At 65.6% G+C, this 18,620-nt stretch carries 16 protein-coding genes and 2 tRNA genes; 5 read left to right on the forward strand and 13 right to left on the reverse strand.

What is annotated here, in order from left to right:
• Nucleotides 1-30: 30 nt before the first annotated feature.
• Nucleotides 31-696, forward strand: a complete 666-nt coding sequence (locus I6L33_RS12365) for a peroxiredoxin-like family protein (RefSeq protein WP_216974127.1) — start codon at nucleotides 31-33, stop codon at nucleotides 694-696.
• A gap of 77 nt (nucleotides 697-773) precedes the next feature.
• Here the strand turns inward: I6L33_RS12365 and mltB are convergent, their stop codons facing one another.
• From mltB to I6L33_RS12405, 8 genes are all read right to left on the reverse strand, one after another.
• Nucleotides 774-1,877 (reverse strand): lytic murein transglycosylase B, encoded by a 1,104-nt coding sequence (gene mltB, locus I6L33_RS12370; protein WP_216972606.1) that lies wholly within the window; start codon nucleotides 1,875-1,877, stop codon nucleotides 774-776.
• A 95-nt stretch (nucleotides 1,878-1,972) separates the two neighbouring features.
• Complete coding sequence (locus I6L33_RS12375; RefSeq protein WP_216972607.1) at nucleotides 1,973-2,575, reverse strand: CDP-alcohol phosphatidyltransferase family protein; 603 nt, start codon at nucleotides 2,573-2,575, stop codon at nucleotides 1,973-1,975.
• A 14-nt stretch (nucleotides 2,576-2,589) separates the two neighbouring features.
• Nucleotides 2,590-3,228 carry an ATP-binding cassette domain-containing protein gene (locus I6L33_RS12380; RefSeq protein ID WP_216972608.1) on the reverse strand — a complete coding sequence of 213 codons (639 nt, stop codon included), beginning with the start codon at nucleotides 3,226-3,228 and terminating at the stop codon, nucleotides 2,590-2,592.
• A 29-nt stretch (nucleotides 3,229-3,257) separates the two neighbouring features.
• On the reverse strand, nucleotides 3,258-4,928 hold the full coding sequence (locus I6L33_RS12385) for an ABC transporter permease (protein ID WP_216972609.1): 1,671 nt from the start codon (nucleotides 4,926-4,928) through the stop codon (nucleotides 3,258-3,260).
• Nucleotides 4,928-6,112 (reverse strand): ABC transporter substrate-binding protein, encoded by a 1,185-nt coding sequence (locus tag I6L33_RS12390; RefSeq protein ID WP_216972610.1) that lies wholly within the window; start codon nucleotides 6,110-6,112, stop codon nucleotides 4,928-4,930. Before I6L33_RS12390 ends, I6L33_RS12385 begins: the two co-directional genes overlap by 1 nt.
• Nucleotides 6,113-6,129: 17 nt before the next feature.
• A complete protein-coding gene (locus I6L33_RS12395; RefSeq protein WP_216972611.1) occupies nucleotides 6,130-8,283 on the reverse strand; it encodes an FAD-dependent oxidoreductase in 2,154 nt (717 codons plus the stop codon).
• A complete protein-coding gene (locus I6L33_RS12400) occupies nucleotides 8,283-8,864 on the reverse strand; it encodes a carboxymuconolactone decarboxylase family protein (RefSeq protein ID WP_017786574.1) in 582 nt (193 codons plus the stop codon). Before I6L33_RS12400 ends, I6L33_RS12395 begins: the two co-directional genes overlap by 1 nt.
• 11 nt (nucleotides 8,865-8,875) lie before the next feature.
• Nucleotides 8,876-9,550 carry a DUF1499 domain-containing protein gene (locus tag I6L33_RS12405; protein ID WP_216972612.1) on the reverse strand — a complete coding sequence of 225 codons (675 nt, stop codon included), beginning with the start codon at nucleotides 9,548-9,550 and terminating at the stop codon, nucleotides 8,876-8,878.
• Nucleotides 9,551-9,601: 51 nt separating this feature from the next.
• On the opposite strand from I6L33_RS12405, the gene I6L33_RS12410 reads away from it, so the two are divergent.
• Nucleotides 9,602-10,162: a peptide-methionine (S)-S-oxide reductase gene (locus I6L33_RS12410; RefSeq protein ID WP_216972613.1), complete on the forward strand. Its 561-nt coding sequence runs from the start codon at nucleotides 9,602-9,604 to the stop codon at nucleotides 10,160-10,162.
• 14 nt (nucleotides 10,163-10,176) lie between these two features.
• On the opposite strand, the gene I6L33_RS12415 is transcribed toward I6L33_RS12410, so the two are convergent.
• Together I6L33_RS12415 and I6L33_RS12420 are read right to left on the reverse strand one after the other, a co-directional pair.
• Nucleotides 10,177-10,455: a peptidylprolyl isomerase gene (locus I6L33_RS12415; protein ID WP_017779266.1), complete on the reverse strand. Its 279-nt coding sequence runs from the start codon at nucleotides 10,453-10,455 to the stop codon at nucleotides 10,177-10,179.
• A gap of 81 nt (nucleotides 10,456-10,536) precedes the next feature.
• On the reverse strand, nucleotides 10,537-10,911 hold the full coding sequence (locus I6L33_RS12420) for a hypothetical protein (RefSeq protein ID WP_005299231.1): 375 nt from the start codon (nucleotides 10,909-10,911) through the stop codon (nucleotides 10,537-10,539).
• A 642-nt stretch (nucleotides 10,912-11,553) separates the two neighbouring features.
• On the opposite strand from I6L33_RS12420, the gene I6L33_RS12425 reads away from it, so the two are divergent.
• Both I6L33_RS12425 and I6L33_RS12430 read left to right on the forward strand, forming a co-directional pair.
• Nucleotides 11,554-13,254 carry an autotransporter assembly complex family protein gene (locus tag I6L33_RS12425; RefSeq protein WP_282100308.1) on the forward strand — a complete coding sequence of 567 codons (1,701 nt, stop codon included), beginning with the start codon at nucleotides 11,554-11,556 and terminating at the stop codon, nucleotides 13,252-13,254.
• A 79-nt stretch (nucleotides 13,255-13,333) separates the two neighbouring features.
• Nucleotides 13,334-17,116 (forward strand): translocation/assembly module TamB domain-containing protein, encoded by a 3,783-nt coding sequence (locus I6L33_RS12430; RefSeq protein ID WP_216972614.1) that lies wholly within the window; start codon nucleotides 13,334-13,336, stop codon nucleotides 17,114-17,116.
• Nucleotides 17,117-17,245: 129 nt separating this feature from the next.
• Here I6L33_RS12430 and I6L33_RS12435 read toward each other — a convergent pair.
• Together I6L33_RS12435 and I6L33_RS12440 are read right to left on the reverse strand one after the other, a co-directional pair.
• A tRNA-Tyr gene (locus I6L33_RS12435) sits at nucleotides 17,246-17,330 on the reverse strand.
• Nucleotides 17,331-17,382: 52 nt separating this feature from the next.
• Nucleotides 17,383-17,467: transfer RNA gene (locus I6L33_RS12440), tRNA-Tyr, on the reverse strand.
• 125 nt (nucleotides 17,468-17,592) lie between these two features.
• On the opposite strand from I6L33_RS12440, the gene I6L33_RS12445 reads away from it, so the two are divergent.
• Nucleotides 17,593-18,102: a VC2046/SO_2500 family protein gene (locus tag I6L33_RS12445; RefSeq protein ID WP_042008255.1), complete on the forward strand. Its 510-nt coding sequence runs from the start codon at nucleotides 17,593-17,595 to the stop codon at nucleotides 18,100-18,102.
• Between the two features lie 77 nt (nucleotides 18,103-18,179).
• On the opposite strand, the gene raiA is transcribed toward I6L33_RS12445, so the two are convergent.
• Nucleotides 18,180-18,518 carry a ribosome-associated translation inhibitor RaiA gene (gene raiA, locus I6L33_RS12450; RefSeq protein WP_010634460.1) on the reverse strand — a complete coding sequence of 113 codons (339 nt, stop codon included), beginning with the start codon at nucleotides 18,516-18,518 and terminating at the stop codon, nucleotides 18,180-18,182.
• Nucleotides 18,519-18,620: the final 102 nt, after the last annotated feature.

Raw genomic sequence — 18,620 nt, forward strand, 5'->3', positions numbered from 1 at the left:
GTAGCGACCACTACAAAAAGGATGGTCATGATGCACACACTCGAGCAAAAAATCAAAGCGTACGATGAGCAGAAGCAGCGCCAGGTACCGGCCCCGGTACTGGCCCTGATGGAGGAGGCGACCCGCAACCTGCAGGAAAGCGGGCTGGCGCAGGCTGCGCTGGGGCGCGGAGAGCGGATGCCCGACTTCGCCCTGCCGGACCAGCACGGGGTGGTGCGCCCGCTCTCCCACTATCTGGCGGAGGGGCCTGTGCTGCTCAACGTCTATCGCGGTGGCTGGTGTCCCTACTGCAACATGGAGATGCAGGCGCTCAACGCCGTGTTGCCGGCGCTGCGCGAGCGCGGCGTTAACCTCATCGGCATGACGCCGGAAACCCCCAGTTCGGCGCAGGATACCCTCACCGCCAACGGGCTGGCGATCACCGTGCTGAGTGACGAGGGCAACCGGGTCTCGGCAGCGCTGGGGCTGGTGTTCGAACTGCCTGAGGCGCTCAGGCCCATCTATGCCGGCTTTGGCATCGACATCCCGGCGAGCAACGGCGACGAGAGCTTTACCCTGCCTGTGCCGGCCAGCTACATCATCGGTCAGGACCGCACCGTGCTCTACCACTTCATCAACGCCGATTACACCCGTCGGGTCGAGCCGGCCGCCCTGCTTGCCGAGCTGGACCGTCTGGCGAAGGCGGGGGCACTGTAAACGCACACTGCGCCCGAAGGCGCAGTGTGGATAGTTGGCGCGGCGGCCCCGAGGGCCGCCTTTTTTATCCGGCCGGATCAGTAGCCGCCGCGGGCATCCTTGACCGCCAGTCCCAGCTGCCACACCGCCATGGCGTAGTGGGTGCTGTGGTTGTAGCGGGTGATGGTGTAGAAGTTGGGCAGGCCGTACCAGTACTGATAGCCGGTGCCCACGTCCAGGCGCAGCAGGCTCGCCTCGCTGTGGTTGCCGAGGGTGCTGGTGGGGGTCAGCCCGGCGCGGCGCAGGGAGGCGACCGGGTAGCGAGTCTGGAAGCCGTGTTCGTAGCCGGGCAGCTGGCCCTGACCGCGCACCGCCACCGGTTGTCCCTTCTCCCAGCCGTGGGCCTTGAAGTAGTTGGCCACGCTGCCGATGGCATCCACCGGATCCCACAGGTTGGTGTGGCCGTTGCCGTTGAAGTCCACCGCGTAGCGCTGGAAGCTGGAGGGCATGAACTGGCCGTAGCCCATGGCGCCGGCGTAGGAGCCCTTGGGTTCGGTGGGATCCATCCCCTCGTCGCGGGTCATCACCAGGAAGGATTCCAGCTCGCTGGTGAAGAACTCGGCCCGGCGCGGGTAGTCGAACGCCAGGGTCGCCAACGCATCCAGGATGCGGGTCTTGCCCATCACCCGGCCCCAGCGGGTCTCCACGCCTATGATGCCGACGATGATCTCCGGCGGCACCCCATAGATCTGCTGGGCGCGGTTGAGCTCGTTCTCGTACTCACGCCAGAAGCTGACGCCGTTCTGTACGTTGTCCGGAGTGATGAACTTGGTGCGGTAGCGATTCCAGGCGCCGGTCGGGCCGGTGGGTGGCGTGGTGGTGGGGGCCTGGGCATCCATCAGGCGGATGATCCAGTCATAGCGTTCGGCCTGGGCCAGCACCCGGTGCAGCTCGGCGCCGTCGAACCCGTGCTTTTGCACCATCCGCTGCACGAAGTTGTTCACATTGGCGCGATTGGCGAAGTCCCCCTTGCTGACTCCCGGCTGGCTCACCTGCCCGTAGAAGGGTTTGCTCGGCGGCGTCTGGTTGATGAAGGCGCTGTTGGGCTGGGGCTTGACCACGGGCTTGGCAGCCGGCGTGCTGCTGCAGCCATAGAGCATGGGAAACAGGGAGAGGGTGAGCACGGAGACAAGGCGACGCATAAGGTTCTCATGAGCCTGAAAAAGAGTGTCGCCATGGTAAAACATTGTCGTCCATGCGCAAGTGTTCCGTAGCGGCCTCCTCCCGCCGTCCTGCCTCAACGCAGGGTGTGGTAACCGCTCCAGAGCCGGGTCAGGGTGGTGATGGCGCAGAGCAGGGCAAAGCCGTAGGCGAGCGGGGCGAAGGCGGCGGGCCACAGGCACATCAGCACGAACAGGGTTATGGTCTCGCTCCCCTCGGTGAGGCCGCCCAGATAGTAGAGGGATTTGTGGTGGTAGACCGGATTGTCGATGCCCCGCTTGCCCGCCATGATGGCAAATGCCAGAAAGCTCGAGCCGGTGCCCATGAAGGCAAACAGCAGGGTGGCGGCGGGCAGCGCATTGGCGGGGGTGGCGAGGGCAAAGCCCAGCACCACGGCGGCGTAGAAGATGAAGTCGAGCGTGATGTCGAGAAAGCCGCCGCAGTCGGTGATGCCGGTCTCCCGTGCTACGGCGCCGTCGAGCCCGTCCAGCAGCCGGTTGAACAGGATGGCCACGAGCGCCCACTGATAGCAGCCAAAGGCCAGCAGCGGCAGCGCCAGCATGCCGATGGCAAAGCCGGTGAGGCTGACCTGGTTGGCGCTGATCCCGGCGCGGCAGAGCGGTCTGGCGAGCCGGGCGAGGGGGCTGCGGATAACGGGGATCAGGTGGCGGTCAAACAAGGTGAACTCCTCGGTCAAAAACGGGATTCGGTGAGCTGGATTATGGTGCCCGGCGCGTCATCTTCGTCGTGGGTCACCAGAATGGCGGGGATGGCCAGTGCCTTCACTTGCGCGAATACCAGTGCGCGAAAGGCGGCCCGCAGCGGCTTGTCGAGGCGGGAGAAGGGCTCGTCCAACAACAATGCTTCGGGCTCGGCCAAGAGCGCCCGCAGCAGGCTGACACGGGCCTTCTGGCCGCCGGAGAGCGCCCCCGGCAGCTTGTCCGCCTGATCTGTGAGATCCACCTGCGCCAGCGCGGCCACCGCCTTTTCCCGCCGCGCTCCGTGCCCCTTCACGCTGGCCGGCATGCCGAACATCAGGTTCTCCGCCACCGTCAGATGGTCGAACAGCAGATCATCCTGAAACAGCATGCCGATGCGCCGCGCCTGGGGCGGCAGCTGGGTGAGCCGGCGCGCGCTCAGGGTCACGTCCCCCTCCAGCCGGAACGGGCCGCTGGCGGGCAATACCCCCGCCAGCGCCGCCAACAGCGAGCTCTTGCCACAGCCACTGGGCCCCATCAGGGTCAACACCTCGCCCGGCGCCACCTGCAGGGCGGGCAGCGAGAGCAGCAGGTTTTCCTCCAGATAGAGGCGAAGAGGCGTGGTGCTCAGCATATGGCTATCTCCATCATGAGAGTTCCTCGTCAGCGGGCGCCCTTGAGCGCCGGATTGATCCGGGCCGGCAGCCAGAGCGCCAGCAGATAGATAACGAGCGGCAGCAGCAGTTGCAGCAGGCCGTAGAGGCCCGCCAGCCGCCGGTTGAGGCCGCTGCCGATGGCCACCGCCTCGGTGGTGATGGTGACCACCCGGCCGGCGCCAAACAGCAGGGTCGGCAGGTATTGGGCCAGGCTTACTGCCGCTCCGACGCCGAAGGCAAACAGCAGCGGACGGGCCAGCAGCGGCCCTTTCACCTGCCACCAGGCTCGCCACGGGGTTGCCCCAAGCAGCAGGGCACTCTGGGTGATCCGTGGGTCGAACTGGCGATAGGGGCCCTGCAGGCACAAGTAAACGTAGGGAAAGACAAACAGCAGCTGGCTCCAGAGCACCCAGCCCCAGCCGATGCCATCGCCCCCCCACCCTAGGCTGAACCAGTCCACCCCGAGCCGAATGCCGAACAGCAGGCTGGCCTGCGGCAGCAGCAGCGGCAGGCAGATGAGCCAGAGCGGCCAGGGGCGGCGGCCCGCCTGCGCTTCAAGGCTCAGTACCGCCATCACCAGCGCTATCGCCCCGCTCGCCAGTGCCAGCAGCATGCTGGTGGTCAGCAGCGGCGACAGGGTCGGCAGCAGTTCGAGCCAATGGCGGCCGCTCCACTGGCTCGGCCAGAGGGCGGGAAAGGGCCAGCGCCGGGTCAGCGACCATAGCAGCAGCGCCCCCAGCACCGCCAGATTGATGGTGATCAGGGTCGCCACGCTGCCGGTGGCAAGGGTGCGGCCAAGAGCGCTTGGGTTGGCTCGCCTGCCATCGAGCCAGCCGGGTTTGCCAAGGGTTCGATGGGCCAGCTCAAGCAGCCGCAACAGGGCCAGCAGCAGCGCCGTGATGGCGAGCAGTAGCAGGGCGCCGCTGGCGGTGGCGCCGCGCCAGGCCAGATCCGGGTCCTGATACCAGAGCCACAGGCGAACGGCCAGCGGGGCGGGGGCATCGGGCCCGAGCAGCTGAGCCAGATCCACTACGGCTACCCCGTAGGCGGCCACCGCGTAGAGGGGCAGACGCAGGGCGGGCCACAGCGCCGGCAGCAGCAGGCGCCACCAGATCTGGGGGGCGCTGAAGCCTAGGCTCGCCCCCAGCCACTGCTGACGCGCCACCCTGGCGGGGTCTTGCGCACCGAGCGCCATCAGCAGCAGGAAGGGGGTCTCCTTGAGGGTCAAGGCGAGGATGAGCCCGAGCCCGGCGGGATCGCGCAGGGTCTGCCAATCGGGGGGCAGCTCAAACCCGGTGAGGGTCGGCGAGAGCAGGCGCAGCAACCAGCCGGAGGGGGCGAGCAGAAAGGCAAAGCCGATGGCAAAGGCGACGTGGGGCAGTGCCAGCAAGGGCGATAGCAGCCGACGCAGCCAGCCGACGGCCCGGCTGTCGCTGTGGGCCAACAGCATTGCGGTCAGCAGCAGGCTGGCCAGGGTCGAGGCGGCGCCAATCCACAGGCTCAGCAGCGCCGAGTGCCAGAGGCCCGGCTGGGCCAGCAGCCGCTGCAGGTGGGCCAGACTGAGCCCCTCAGCCAGCAGTTGCCAGCCCCCCGCCAGCAGCGGGAGACCAAAAACCAGGGCGCACCCCGCCGCAAACAGGGGGCGCCAAGCGGATGCAGCGCTGCCAAAGCGGCTCATCAGTGGCCGTAGCGCTCGGCCCAGGCCGCTTCGAGCCTGAGCTGCCAGCTGGGATGGGGCTCTGCCACCGATTTGAAGCGCAGTGCCGGTGCCTGCTGCTGGGTGGCGGGCAGGACATCGGCGCGCAGCACGCTGGGATCGCCCCAGAAGGCGGGCTCGGCCTTGCGCTCCTGGGCGGCGGGGCTCAGCAGGAAGTTGGCCACCACCTTGGCACCGGCACGGGCGTTGGCATTGAAGGGGATGGCGAGGAAGTGGCTGTTGGTCAGCGCCCCTTTCGCCATGGCCACCGCCACCACGTTGGGGGTAAGGGTGCCATTTTGCACCGCGCTTTGCGCCTCCTGCGGGTTGAAGCTGATGGCCATCGCCAGCTCGCCGTCATCGAGCAGTTGGCGGGTTTCGGCGGCGCTGGTGGGGAACAGCTTGCCCTTGCGCCAGAGCGTCGGATGCAGCTCGTCCAGCCAGGCCCAGAGCGGGGCGGTAACTTTGGCAAAATCGTTCTCGGTCGCCTCCCGATAGAGAGGGGCGGGATCCGGGGTCAGCTCCAGCAAGATCTGCTTGAGGAAGCTGGAGCCGTGAAACTGGGGCGGTTTGGGATAGGTGAAGCGGCCGGGGTGGGCCTTGCTCCAGGTGAGCAGGGCCGCCGCCGAGGTGGGCAGCGGGCTGACCTCTTCGCCGTTGACCATCAGGTTGAGCTGGCCTATGCCCCAGGGGGCTTCCAGCCCCTCCACCGGCACGGTGAAGTCCTCGCTCACCGGCAGGGTACCGTCGACCAGCGCCATGTTGGGCAGCTCCCGGGTAAAGGGGGCGCCGAGCAGCCCCTGCTCCTTGAGCGCCTTGAAGTTCTCGCCGTTGACCCAGAGCAGGTCGATGGGGCCGCCACTGCGCTTGCCAGCCTGCTTGTTGGCCAGCAGCTGGCTCACGCTCTGGGCGATGTCATCCACCTTCACCTGCACCAGCTTGACCTGGTATTCGCGCGCCAGCTCCTGGCCGGCCCACACCAGATAGGCGTTGATCTCCGGGCTGCCGCCCCAGGCGTTGAAGTAGACGGTCTGCCCTTTGGCCTCCTCGAGGGTCTGCTGCCACTGCGGGTTGTCACCAGCGTTGGCCTGGGTGAAGAGGAGGCTGCCAGCCAGCAGGGGCAGGGCACGCAGCAGCTGTTTGAACGAGGGCAATGGGTGTCGCATCTGGGTTACCTGGTTGGTCAGGCGCCGCGGCGCCAGTGGTGATAACGGGTCAGCAGCGCCAGCAGGGTGGCGGGCTGACGGGCCCGTCGCCACTCGCCCGCCAGGTACTTGTTCCCCTCCATCAGGGTGGGGTAGGCGTGGATGGTAGCGAGGATCTTGCCAAGGCCGAGGCGGTGGCGCATGGCGAGCACGAATTCGGCGATCCGCTCGCCGGCGTGAGTGCCCACTATGCTGGCACCCAGGATCTGATCCTTGCCGGGCACGGTGAGCACCTCGATAAAGCCCTGGCGCTCGCCGTCGGCGATGGCCCTGTCCAGCTCGGCCAGCTCGAAGCGGGTCAGCTCGAAGGGGATGCCCTGCGCCCTGGCCTCTTTCTGGTTGAGGCCGACCCGGGCGATTTCGGGGGTGGTGTAGATGGCGGCCGGCATGACCCGATAGTCGGCCCGAAAGCGCTTGAACGGGCTGAACAGGGCATTGATTGCGGCATACCAGCCCTGATGGGCGGCGGCATGGGTGAGCTGGTAAGGACCCGCTACGTCCCCCACCGCCAGAATGCTGGGGTAGTTGGTGGCGAGGAAGCCATCGACCGCCACCGTGCCGCGCGGAGTCAGCTCCACCCCCAGCGCTTCGAGCCCGAAGCCGCCGACGTTGGCCACCCGGCCCAGCGCCAGCAGCAGCTGATCGCCTTCAATTATTTGCGTCTCGTCGCCCCGCCGCAGTTGCAGCCGGATGGGCAGATCTCCCTCGGCTGCGGGCAGATAGTCGGCTCGCTCGGCGCGCCAGCCGGTGAGCACCCTCACGCCATCGCGGGCCAGCTGTTCCGCCAGCAGTTCGGCCACTTCCCGCTCTTCACGGGGCAGCAGCTGATCCGAGAGCTCCACCAGGGTAACGGGAACCCCAAGCAGGGCAAAACTCTGGGCCAGCTCGCAGCCGATGGGGCCGCCGCCCAGCACCAGCAGCTGGCGCGGTGCGCTGCGCAGTTGCCAGAGGCTGTCGGAGGTGAGCCAAGGCACCTGATCCAGCCCCGGCAGCTCGGGCACCAGCGGCCGGGCGCCGGTGGCGAGCACGATATGACGGCTGGCAAGGCGCTGGCCGTTCACCTCCACCTCCCAGGGGGAGACAAGCCTTGCCTCTCCTTCTATACACTCCACTCCCAGCCCCTGATAGCGCGCCACCGAGTCGTGGGGTTCGACCTCCTTGATGACGCGGGCCACCCGCTCCATCACGGCGGCGAAATCGGCGCTGGTCTGGCTTGGGCCAAAGCCCAGTTCACTGGCCCGGCGCTGCTCGGCGGCAAAGCGGGCGCTTCGGATCAGCGCCTTGGAGGGAACGCAGCCGCTGTTGAGGCAATCGCCCCCCATCTTGTGCTTCTCGATAAGGGCCACTTTGGCCTTCACCGCCGCGGCGATATAGCTGGTCACCAGGCCGCCGGCCCCGGCGCCAATCACCAGCAGGTTGTAGTCATAGTGCGTCGGCTTGCGGTAGGGGGCGTGCAGCCGATGCCGGGCGAGGCGCCGCTGCAGACCCTTGAGCAGCATCGGCATCAGCCCGAGCAGGGTCAGCGCCACCATCAGGCCGGGGGAGAGGATATTGCCGGTGCTGGTGAGGTTGGCGAGCTCGCTGCCCGCCAGCACGTAGACGAAGGTGCCGGGCAGCATGCCGAGCTGGCTCACCCAGTAGTAGGTGCTGACTCTGATGGGGGTGAGCCCCATCAGCAGGTTGACCAGAAAGAAGGGGAAGATGGGGATGAGGCGCAGGCTCAGCAGATAACGCGCCCCTTCCTTCTTCATACCGGCCTGCAAGCTGGCCAGCTTGTCGCCAAAGCGCCGCTCGACCCAGTCGCGCAGCAGAAAACGGGCGCTGAGAAAGGCCAGGGTCGCGCCAATGCTGCTGGCAAAGGAGACCAGCAAGAGCCCCCAGGCAACGCCGAACACGGCGCTGCCGGCCAGGGTGAGCAGGCTGGCGCCAGGCAGGGAGAGGGCGGTGCTCACCACATAGACGACGACGAACAGCAGGGCGGCGGCGCCAAAATGGCGCTCGACCAGGGCGGCCAGCTCGGCCTGACGGGCCTGCAGCTGGGGCAGGCTCAGGTAGTGGCCCAGGTCGAAGGCGAAGAAGGCGCCGATGAGGCAGCCCATGACCAGCACCAGCAGCAGGCGGGAGCCTCTCATCAGGCGTCCTTGCTGTTCGGCTGGGCCGGGCGCTCGGGTTGCACCGGCAGCTGGCAGAAGCCCTGCGGGGCGATATCGAGGGCGGCGTTGAACTTGGCCGACATGTTCTGGAAGGCGATGAGGCCGGTCAGCTCCACCATGGCGTCGTCATCGAACCAGGGCTTGAGGCGGGCGGCCTGCTCGTCGCTGACCCCATCGAGGCCCGTCATCGCCTCTGTGTAGTCGAGTACGGCTTTTTCTCGCTCATCGAACAGCGGGCTTTCGCGCCAGTTGGCGAGCGCCTCCACCTTCTCGCTGGAGCCGGCTCTTTTTACCAGGGTCATGGCGTTGATGTCGACGCAAAAGCGGCACCAGTTGAGCTGGGAGACCCGCACCGTTACCAGGGAGCGCAGCACGGGGTCGATGGGGGAGCGCTTGCGGTTGATGACGCCATAGAGGGTGGCGACGGCGGCAAACAGGCGCGGCGAGCGGCCCCAGCACTTGCCCGGAATGAGCACCTGGCCGTAGTTGCGTTTTTGCAGCCAGAAAAAGGGGCGGATGAACCAAGCATATTCCCGATCGGGCTTGACCTCGACGCGCATGGATGACCTTCTTATTGCTTCAAGTTGGGTTTGTAGGCCTGACCCAGCCGCTCGTTGAGGCGGATCAGAAACTCCTCTATACGGGCCCGGTTGGTGCCCAAGTCGCTGCGTCCCTGGCGGGAGGCGGAGCGCATGTCGATGCGGGTTTCGCTGGGCCCGGCAAAGACCCGCAGCGCCACGTCATCCTGAAAACCGAACCAGCCGGTGGTGACCACCGCCTCGAGCCCTTGTGGGCTTGGTCGCACCCGCCAGCCGAGCTGCTCCATCAGGGCGTGGGCCTCGGTGATCACCTCGGCCGGGGGGGCGCTGGTAAAGAGAGGACCGGGTTTCCCCTCAAATGCTTTCAAAGGAGCCGGATTAATGGGCAGATCCTGCGCCGTTCTGAGTTCGGCTGCCCAGCGCAGCTGGGGCGGGTTGCAGGGATCCGTGCTCACGTCGTTGACCAGCGGCGTGCGCAGCGCCTGCACCACGAAGGCCAGGGGCAACAGCAGGGGGACGGCGCCCCAGCCGTTGGCGCAGCGGCTGCGAGACCAGGGCAGGCGAACCAGCAAGACGAGGGAGACGAGGGTCCCGAGCAGGCAGAGGGCGAATCCCAGCCACCAGGGCCAGAGGTGAACACGGCTGCCGAGGGCGCCGGCGAGCGGCAGCAACCAGGCCAGCAGTGGCCACCACAAATAACTGGGCATAACGGGGATCCCCTGGTTATGATGAACAAGTGCCCAGAAGGATAAACTTAATTGACTGATAACGTTAGTAAATTTATCTCAATCCTGCTGCTTTTCCCAAGCGTTCCGCTGTGGGCGGACAGCGCCGTGCTGGCGGCGGGGGACATGTGGCGCGCCGAGGCCGTCTACGAGACCCTGCCCGGGGTCAGCCGGGTGGAGCCGGGCTATGTGATTCAGCGGGTGACGACGGGGTCGAGCTGGCGGGAAGTGCCACCGCAGCGCCAGGCGGTGCGCATCGACTATGACCCGGTCAAGGTGGGGTATGGGGATCTGCTCAACGTCTTCTGGCAGCTGGTGGATGGGAACGATGGCGACGGCCAGTATTGCAACCGGGGGCCGGCATTTGCGCCGGCCCTGCTGCCGAAGGATGACTACCAGTGGCGTTTGTCCCAGGTGAGCCTGACACGCTGGCAGGCCCTGCACGGGCGGCCGAGCCGGGTTGCGCTCTGGCCGCAGAGCCGGTTCACCCCGGCGCCGGAGATGGAGGACTGGGCGGCGCGCCACCCCTGGCGTTTCGGCTTCTATGCCCGCCGCTGCGGCGGCTGGCCGGTGGAGTTGAACCCAGAACCCTGAGCCGGGCCCTGAACTCAGTTGCGGTAGAGCACCTTGATAAGGTGGAAACCGAACTTGGTGCGCACCGGTCCGAGCACGGTCAGCAGCTCGCCCTTGAACACGGCATCGTCAAACGACTTGACCATGTCTCCTTTCGAAAACTCCCCCAGATCGCCGAAGCGCTTGCCGGAGGGGCAGGTAGAGAAGCGCTTGGCCATCTGGCCGAAGTCGGCTCCCTTGGCAATCTTCTCCTTGATCTCCAGACACTCTTTCTCGGTCTTGACCAGGATGTGCTGGGCACAGGCTTTTTTCATCGGGGTGCTCCTCGGTAGCGGGCAAATCGGGGGCGCAAAGAGTACTCCAATTCCTGCCGCGCGTCAGCCGTCATCGGCATATCAGCCGCGGGCACGGGCCCCGAGCCGGGTTCTGGGGCGCGCCTGCCAGAGGATCTCCAGCCCGAGCAGGGCATGCAGGCTCCAGATGGCCAGCGGATTGAGCCAGTTGCCCCCCAGTTGCAGGGTCGCCAGGGCGCTGCCTGCCAGCAACAGGGTGATGCCCGGCAGGCGCCAGTGGGTCGGCAGCGGTGCCAGCATGGCCATGCCCAGCAGGATGGCGAGCCCGAACGGCAGGTTCAGCGCGGTGAAGGCCAGCGCCTGCTGGCCGTTCATGCCGGTCAGCAGGGCCAGCAGGGCGCTGCAACAGGCGAGAAAGGTGATGAATTCGAGTCTATCGGCGATGTAGTCCGCCATCTGTTCGCTGCGTGCGTGCATACGGTGTCTCCTCTGGTGGGGCAGGGGTCTGATCCAATGGCTCCAGTGTGGGCGAGAAGTGAGCAGGGGGGCAGCGGGATAAATCGATTGGGTTGAACGAGGCTTTGATTGCGTGACGGCAACTATTTGATCCGGCAAGATAAAATCCGCAGTCCTGCGGAGGCGCGAGTGAGATGGCCCAGTGCCTGCCAGGATCCGGTCTGGCCGCTTGGGGAGGGGGCATTGCTGCGATCTTGACCCGTTGCCGACAGTTGGTGTCGCGCCCATCGGGAAATCGGGGAGATTGCGCCGTCGGGCCGGATTGGCCGGCAGGGGCCATCTGGCCAGGCCCTGAGGGTCATGGATTGCCCTTTTGGGCCCATAGTGGCATAAGTCTGCGGGGGAATGCCTGAAAAATGGGCGGCCCGAGCGGGCAAAGGCTTCAATAATATGGCGAAATTCGCGGTCAACCCGCTCTGATGTCGAGCCGGGGATATGCTAGGATGAGGCGCGCTTGCGATCGAGTGAGCCTCATATTCGTTCTGAATATCGCATTATTTTAATCATGTTCTTCGGGGAAATTGACGTTTGACAGGATGCAATCCGCCCCTGCCTGCAGGGATCTCACCGCCCGCACGGGCTTTTCGTCGTGGGCTTCGCGCGCTGGGACTGAGCCTCTGTCTGCTGCTGTTCGTCACGCCCGCCATGGCGGCCAAACTCACCTATCAAATCAAGGGGTTGAAAGGGGAGAACAAGGACAACGTCGAGGCCTACCTCAATGCCCTGCCGGTCTATCAGGAGCGCCAGTACCGCCCGGCCCGCCCCAAGATCACCGAGAGCGTGCAAAAGGCGCTGCAGGTCTATGGCTACTACCAGCCCAAGATCACCCTGAGCCGGGACAAGAAAACCCCCTCTAAGGTGATCATCGAGGTGGATCCCGGCAAGCCGGTCATCATCTCCCGCCTCGACATCCTGCTGGAAGGGGATGCCGGCAGCGACGAGCTCTACAGCGAGCTGTTGGACAAGCTGCCCCTGAAAGAGGGGGATCCCCTCAACCACGGCAAATACGAATCCATCAAGGCTGATCTGGGCAGCCTGGGGCTGGCCCGCGGCTACTTCGATGCCAAGATCAGCAAGAGCCAGGTCAAGGTGTTCCCGGATCAGGGCACCGCCGAGATCTACATCCTGTTTCGCTCCGGCCCGCGCTACCACTTCGGCGAGATCCGCTACGACGCCACCCCGGAGGCGCTGCGCCTCATCCGTCCCCTCATCAACATCAAGAGCGGCGACCCCTATCTGGCGATCCGGCTGGCGGAGATGTCGCAGGATGTCTCCTCCACCAAGCTGTTCAAGCAGGTGGACATCAAGCCCCTCATCAGCCAGGCCGAGCATAACCGGGTGCCGGTGCAGGTGACTCTCTCCAACCGGGTCGATCACGAGATTGAAACGGGTATCGGCTATGCCACCGACGTGGGGCCGCGCATGAGTGCCACCTGGGAGAAGCCCTGGGTCAACCGCTACGGCCACCGGCTCAACGCTACCGCCAAGGTCTCCCAGCCCGAGGCCGAGCTCAGCTTCGACTACCAGATCCCGGTGGGCAACCCGCTGCGGGACTACTACTCGTTGCAGGCCGGCTATCAGTACAAGGACAACAACGATACCCGCTCCGATCTGACCACCTTCAGCGTGCACCGCTGGAAGCGGCGGCCGGAGAGCTGGGACCGGGACGTGTTCATCCGGCTGGAGAACGAGGTCTATACCCAGGGCGCCGACGAGGGCAATAGCTTGCTGTTGATCCCCGGCGTCTCCTGGTCGCGGCTGCGGGTGCGCGGCGGTCTGGTGCCCGACTGGGGCGATCGCCAGCAGCTCACCCTGGAGTTCTCCGACCCCTACTGGGGCTCCGACATCAGCTTCGTGCGGGTGTGGGGGCGCAGCAAGTGGCTGCGCACCCTGGGGGAGGATCACCGCTTCCTGCTGCGGGCCGAACAGGGGGCCATCATAGGGGACAGCTTCTCGCTGGTGCCGCCTTCACTGCGTTTCTTTACCGGTGGTGACCAGACGGTGCGCGGCTACGGCTACGAGACCATCTCGCCGCGGGGCAGCGACGGCAAACTGCTGGGGGGCCGCTACGTGAGCGTCGCCAGTGCCGAATACAACTACCGCTTCAGCGACAAGTGGCTGGGAGCCCTGTTCGTCGACAGCGGTACCGCCACGGTCGACTACAGCGAGGCCTGGAAGATAGGCACCGGGGTCGGCGTGCGCTGGGTGACCCCCATCGGCCAGGTCAGGCTCGATCTGGCAGTGGGCATTTCCGAAGATGAGAAGCCGCTGCGGCTCCACTTCGCGCTGGGGCCTGAACTATGATCCGGCCGCGCTCCACCTCTCTTCTCTTTTGTTCTCCTGACTGGCCGCTGCGGCTGCATCTTTCGCGGGGGTCTGCACTGTGATCTGGGTAAAACGTATTTTTCTCTGGCTGATGGGGCTCATCTTCCTGCTGCTCATCGGCGTCAGCCTGCTGGGCTTCACCCATCAGGGCAACAAGTGGCTGTGGCAGCAGGCCAGGGCCGCTCTTCCCTCCCTCAAGGGGGAGCTGGTGGCGGGCCAGCTCGGCTACGGCTGGACCCTGGAAGGGGTCGGCTGGCAGGACGAGCTGGTGGACGTCACTGTGGATCGCGCCGTGCTGGACTGGGATCTGGGCAAGCTGCTGCAGGGCAAGCTCTGGATCAAATCCCTTAACGTCACCCACCCGGTGGTCAAGGTGGCCGACTCGGAGCCGGCTCCGGAAGAGCCGTCAGAACCCTTTGTCTGGCACCCGCTGCCGCTGAAAATCCAGGTCGACAGCCTGACGGTGGCGGATCTCGATGTGACTGTGCCCGGGGTGGGGGTGAGCCTCAAGTCTCTCGACATCGGCGCCACCCTCAGCCGCAAGGGGCTGATCGTGCAGGGGCCGGTGCTGGACGGCCTCAAGGTGACCCTGGCCGAGACGCCTGCGGCCGAGGCTGCCAAACCGGCTGGCGTCAAGGCGGCCCCCAACCCGCAAAACGTGGCCAAGGCTGCCGGCAACGGGAACAAAGCGGCAAATGCGGGCAAGGCGCAACCGCCCAAGCCGGCGGAGCCTATCGCGCTGCCCGCCATCCGGCTGCCTTTCCCCATCCAGCTGGAAGGCTTGCAGGTCACGGCGTTTCGCTATCAGCAAGGTGAATTGATTGAAGGGCTCGACAAGCTGCTGCTGTCGGCCAGCGCCGAGGGGAGCGACATCGCGCTGCGCGAGCTCTCCCTGCGCCACGCCATGGCGGATCTGGCGCTCAAGGGCAAGATCCAGCTCAAAGAGGATTACCCGCTCGCCCTGACCCTGGATGCCAAGGCCCGCAAGGGGCTGCTGGATGGCGAGCTGCAGGGGCAGCAGGCCAGCCTGACCCTCGGTGGTTCGGTGGGCAAGCTGGCACTGGCGCTGCAGGCCAAGGGGCCGGTGGCCGCCAGCCTCAAGGGGTCCTTGGCGCCCCTCGACCCCGACTTGCCGTTTGATGCGGGGCTGGAGTGGAAGAGCCTGGGCTGGCCGCTGCACAAGCCTGCCAAAGATGAGCCCAGCTACCGGCTGGAGAAGGGCACGCTGAGCGCCAAGGGCAAGCTCTCAGGCTACCAGTTTGCCTTGAATACCGCCGGCAAGGGCACGGACGTGCCCCCCTTCAAGCTGGCGCTGACCGGCAAGGGGGATCTGACGCAGCTGAACCAGATAAACCTGCTACTCAACGCCCTCAAGGGGGAGCTCAAGCTGGACGGCAAGCTCGCCTGGGACAAGGGGGTACGCTGGCAGGGCACCACGGAGTTCAAGGGGATCAACCCGGCCGAGCTGGTGCCCGAGCTCAAAGGGGCGCTGGCGGGCAAGATTGCCAGCCGCTTCGAGCTCGATGAGGCAGGCCACTGGCAACTGCAACTGCCGGAGCTGAAGGTGGACGGCAAGCTTAACCAGTATCCGCTGGCCATCAAGGGCAGCGCGAGCGGCAACGACAAGATGGAGTGGACCATCCCGGCGCTGGCATTGCAAAGCGGCCCCAACCAGCTGCAGGCCAAGGGCAGCCTGAGCCAGCAGGCGTGGAAGCTGGATGCGGATCTCGACGCTCCCAACCTGGCCGGGCTTTACCCCGGGCTCAAGGGGGACATCAAGGGGCAGGTGCGGCTGACCGGCAATCAGCAGGCGCCGCGGGTTACCACAGATCTGGCCGCCAGCCGCCTCTATTATGCCGGCACCGACCTGAAGGGGATCGCCATCAAGGGCAATGCTCTGGTCGGCGACAAGCCGGCAGGGGAAGTGGCCCTGACGGTGGCCAGCCTAGTGCAGGGGGCGACCAGCCTCAGCCAGCTGGCGCTCAACCTGAGCGGCGATCTCAACCAGCACGCCCTGTCGCTCACCATGAAGGGCGACCCGGTGGCGGCCAACCTCAAGCTGAGCGGCGGCCTGCGCGGGGATCGCTGGCGCGGCGCCCTCGGCGAGCTCAAGTTGAAGACGCCGCTGCGGCGCTGGGAGCTTAGTGCACCCTGGGATCTGGATGTGGATCTGCCGCGGCAGCGGCTGACCATGGGGGATCTCTGCCTCGGCTCCCAGGGGGCCAGCCTCTGCGTCAAGGGCAGTCAGGTATCGGCCCAGCAGGGCAGCCTGGAGTTTGCCCTCAACCAGTTCGACCTCAAGCGCCTGCGGCCCTGGCTGCCGGACAACTTCCGCTGGCAGGCGGTGCTCTCCGCCGACGGGCGGGCCAGCTGGCGCGGCAATCAGCCGACCCTGCACGCCACCGTGCGCACCACGCCGGGCACCTTCGTGGCCGACGAGCTCAAGACCGACTATCAGCGCCTCGAGCTCGGGGTGGACTTCGAGCGCCAGCAGGCGGCGATCCGGCTCGACTTTGCCTCCGGGCAGATCGGCAACATCGATACCAAGCTCTATATCCGGGATCCGTCCGGTCGCGGCAATCTCTCCGGCCAGCTCAAGTTTGACGACCTCAAGCTGACCACCTTCGCGCCGCTCATCCCAGAGGTGCGCTCACTGCAGGGGGTCATCTCGGCCGATGCCCGCTTCGACGGCACCCTGGCCTCGCCGCTGCTGTTTGGCCAGCTCAACCTGCTGGACGGGGAAGTGCAGACCCACTCCGACATGGTGACCCTCTCCAAGCTGGTGACCCGCCTCAAGATTGAAGGCAACCGGGCCGAGCTGGACGGCACCATGCTGGTGGGCAAGGGCCCGCTGGCACTGGGAGGCTGGCTGAGCTGGGCGCAGCTGCCGGTCAGCGGCAGCCTCACCATCCAGGGCAAGGAGCTGGAGGCCCAGTATCCTGGCATGGGCCGGGTGCGAGTCTCCCCGGACATCGCCATCTCGCTGGGAGAGGAGACCCGGATCACCGGCCAGGTGGACATTCCCTGGGCGCGGATCCTGGTCAAGAGCCTGCCCGAGAGCGCGGTGGCGGTGTCGGATGACGTGACCGTGGTCTACGACGATCTACCACCGGTGCCCAAGGCCGCGCCGCTGCCGATGGAGATCAAGCTGGCCATCCGGCTGGGTGACGACGTGCGGCTGGAGGCGATGGGACTCAAGACCAAGGTGGGGGGCGGCATCAACATTCGCCAGGATCCCTCGCGGCCGCTGGCGGGCAACGGTCAGCTGGTGCTCAACGACGGGCGCTTCAAGGCCTATGGCCAGAACCTCATCATCAAGGATGGCCGCATCCTCTTCTCCGGCCCCCTCGATCAGCCCTACCTCAACATAGAGGCGTATCGGGATCCCGATACCATAGAGGACAAGGTGACGGTCGGGGTGCGGGTGACCGGGCCGGCCAGCAAGCCCAAGATCACCGTCTACTCGGAGCCGCAGATGGCCCAGTCCGAGCAGCTCTCCTACTTGCTGCGCGGCAAGGGGCTGCAGACCAGCGGCGAGGATGGCGGTTTCAACGGCCTGCTGGTGGCGGGCGCAGTCAGCCAGGCCAACGGCGTGGTCTCCAGTCTGGGAGAATCCCTCGGCATGAGCGACGTGGCCCTCGACACCGCCGGCAGTGGTGAGAACACCCAGGTGACCCTGTCGGCCTACCTGCTGCCGGGGCTGCAGTTCCAGTACGGGGTCGGGGTGTTCAGCCCCATCGCCGAGTTCAAGCTGCGCTACGAGCTAATGCCAAGGCTCTACCTGCAGGCCATGAGCGGGGTGGCCCAGGCGGTGGATATCTTCTATCGCTTCACCCTGTAACGGGTGGCAAGAGACAAAAATGGGAGGCGCAGGCCTCCCGTTTTTATGGGGGGCGTTGAAGATGCCGACGAATGAGGTAGGACGCTGAAAAGCGAAAACCCGGCGTGAGGCCGGGTTTTCTTGAATAGATGGTGGAGGGAGAAGGATTCGAACCTTCGAAGGCAGAGCCGTCAGATTTACAGTCTGATCCCTTTGGCCGCTCGGGAACCCCTCCACGGGGCATTGCTGATGTTGCATCACAACCTGGGGCGTGACGGCACTTGAAATGGTGGAGGGAGAAGGATTCGAACCTTCGAAGGCAGAGCCGTCAGATTTACAGTCTGATCCCTTTGGCCACTCGGGAACCCCTCCACAAGTGCGAGGCGCATACTAACAGATCTTCTGCGGTTGTGAACCCCTCGGCGGGATTTTTCCTGCTCAAAGGATCGGATTTGCGGCCGATAAAGGATGAAACCACCGTTTCCAAGAGTTATCCCATGCTACCCAGCGCCGTTCGTGAGCAATGGCTGGTGGACGAAGCCCAGCTCGGGCAACGTCTCAACCAGGATCTCCAGCACGGAGACAGGGCGGACTTTCGTCTGCATCTGGCCCTGCTGACCGATGCGGTGGAAGAGCAGCCCTGGTTTGATCCCAGGCAGCCAGCAAAGGCAGAGAGTCGGGTCTGGCGCAGCCGCTTTGAGCTGCCACCGGCTACCCCATTGCAGGGGAGCGAGGATGATGCCGAGGCAAGCGTGCTCAACGAACGGCTGCAGCAGGGGGGCTCCATGGTGGATGTGCGGCTCTGGCTGGCGCTGCGCTCGCCACCGCTGCTCGGCACCCCGCCTGCGCTGGAGCCCGCCGTCTATGACAACCTCTCGCCGCTTGGGCGCGAGCGTTGGCGAGGCAAGCTGGCGGATCAGCCCAGACGCGAGGATCCGCTGCTGATGCTGCCCGTGCTAGATGCGCTCAAGGAGGGGGTGGATGCCGGCCTGCACTGGCTCAGCTGAGGGTATGCCCAAGGCGTCAGGCAGCAAAAAGGCGGGGAGACCCCGCCTTTTGTGTGATGGATGTGTCGTGCCCTGGATCAGGCGTCGGCTTCGTCCGGCAGCGGGACTTCCTTGCCGGCCGCAGCGGCGCGACGGGCGATGGGTTTCTCGGTGTGGCGGTTGATCTGACGCTCCAGTTTTTGCCCCAGTTCGGTGATGGCGGCGTACAAGTCCTCATGTTCTGCCTGGGCAAACAGTTTGCCGTTGGGGATGCCAGCAGTGGCTTCAACGATAAACATCAGACGCTCTTTGGAGACAATCACATGGGGTGTGATAAGAGGCACCTGAAGACGTTCGAGCTTGTCAAAGCGGGATTCAATGCGCTCGCGGATAGCCGGGGTGATCTCGATGATTTTGCTGGTAATTTCGATTTTCATATTGGCCCCCTTCGGGTCGTATTGCTTGTGTCTTCACCTTCAGATTACTCATGGCTGAACATTAAAATGTGATCTGCGTCACTAAATGGTGCCTTGCTGCGA

Source organism: Aeromonas sp. FDAARGOS 1403 (genome assembly GCF_019047325.1).
Lineage (GTDB): Bacteria > Pseudomonadota > Gammaproteobacteria > Enterobacterales > Aeromonadaceae > Aeromonas > Aeromonas dhakensis.

What these genes read in the sequence shown, in the direction of transcription:
- I6L33_RS12365 (WP_216974127.1), top strand. Translation starts at nt 31, where the DNA reads ATGCACACACTCGAGCAAAAAATCAAAGCGTACGATGAGCAGAAGCAG.
- mltB (WP_216972606.1), bottom strand. Translation starts at nt 1,877, where the DNA reads ATGCGTCGCCTTGTCTCCGTGCTCACCCTCTCCCTGTTTCCCATGCTC.
- I6L33_RS12380 (WP_216972608.1), bottom strand. Translation starts at nt 3,228, where the DNA reads ATGCTGAGCACCACGCCTCTTCGCCTCTATCTGGAGGAAAACCTGCTG.
- I6L33_RS12385 (WP_216972609.1), bottom strand. Translation starts at nt 4,928, where the DNA reads ATGAGCCGCTTTGGCAGCGCTGCATCCGCTTGGCGCCCCCTGTTTGCG.
- I6L33_RS12390 (WP_216972610.1), bottom strand. Translation starts at nt 6,112, where the DNA reads ATGCGACACCCATTGCCCTCGTTCAAACAGCTGCTGCGTGCCCTGCCC.
- I6L33_RS12395 (WP_216972611.1), bottom strand. Translation starts at nt 8,283, where the DNA reads ATGAGAGGCTCCCGCCTGCTGCTGGTGCTGGTCATGGGCTGCCTCATC.
- I6L33_RS12400 (WP_017786574.1), bottom strand. Translation starts at nt 8,864, where the DNA reads ATGCGCGTCGAGGTCAAGCCCGATCGGGAATATGCTTGGTTCATCCGC.
- I6L33_RS12405 (WP_216972612.1), bottom strand. Translation starts at nt 9,550, where the DNA reads ATGCCCAGTTATTTGTGGTGGCCACTGCTGGCCTGGTTGCTGCCGCTC.
- I6L33_RS12415 (WP_017779266.1), bottom strand. Translation starts at nt 10,455, where the DNA reads ATGAAAAAAGCCTGTGCCCAGCACATCCTGGTCAAGACCGAGAAAGAG.
- I6L33_RS12420 (WP_005299231.1), bottom strand. Translation starts at nt 10,911, where the DNA reads ATGCACGCACGCAGCGAACAGATGGCGGACTACATCGCCGATAGACTC.
- I6L33_RS12445 (WP_042008255.1), top strand. Translation starts at nt 17,593, where the DNA reads ATGCTACCCAGCGCCGTTCGTGAGCAATGGCTGGTGGACGAAGCCCAG.
- raiA (WP_010634460.1), bottom strand. Translation starts at nt 18,518, where the DNA reads ATGAAAATCGAAATTACCAGCAAAATCATCGAGATCACCCCGGCTATC.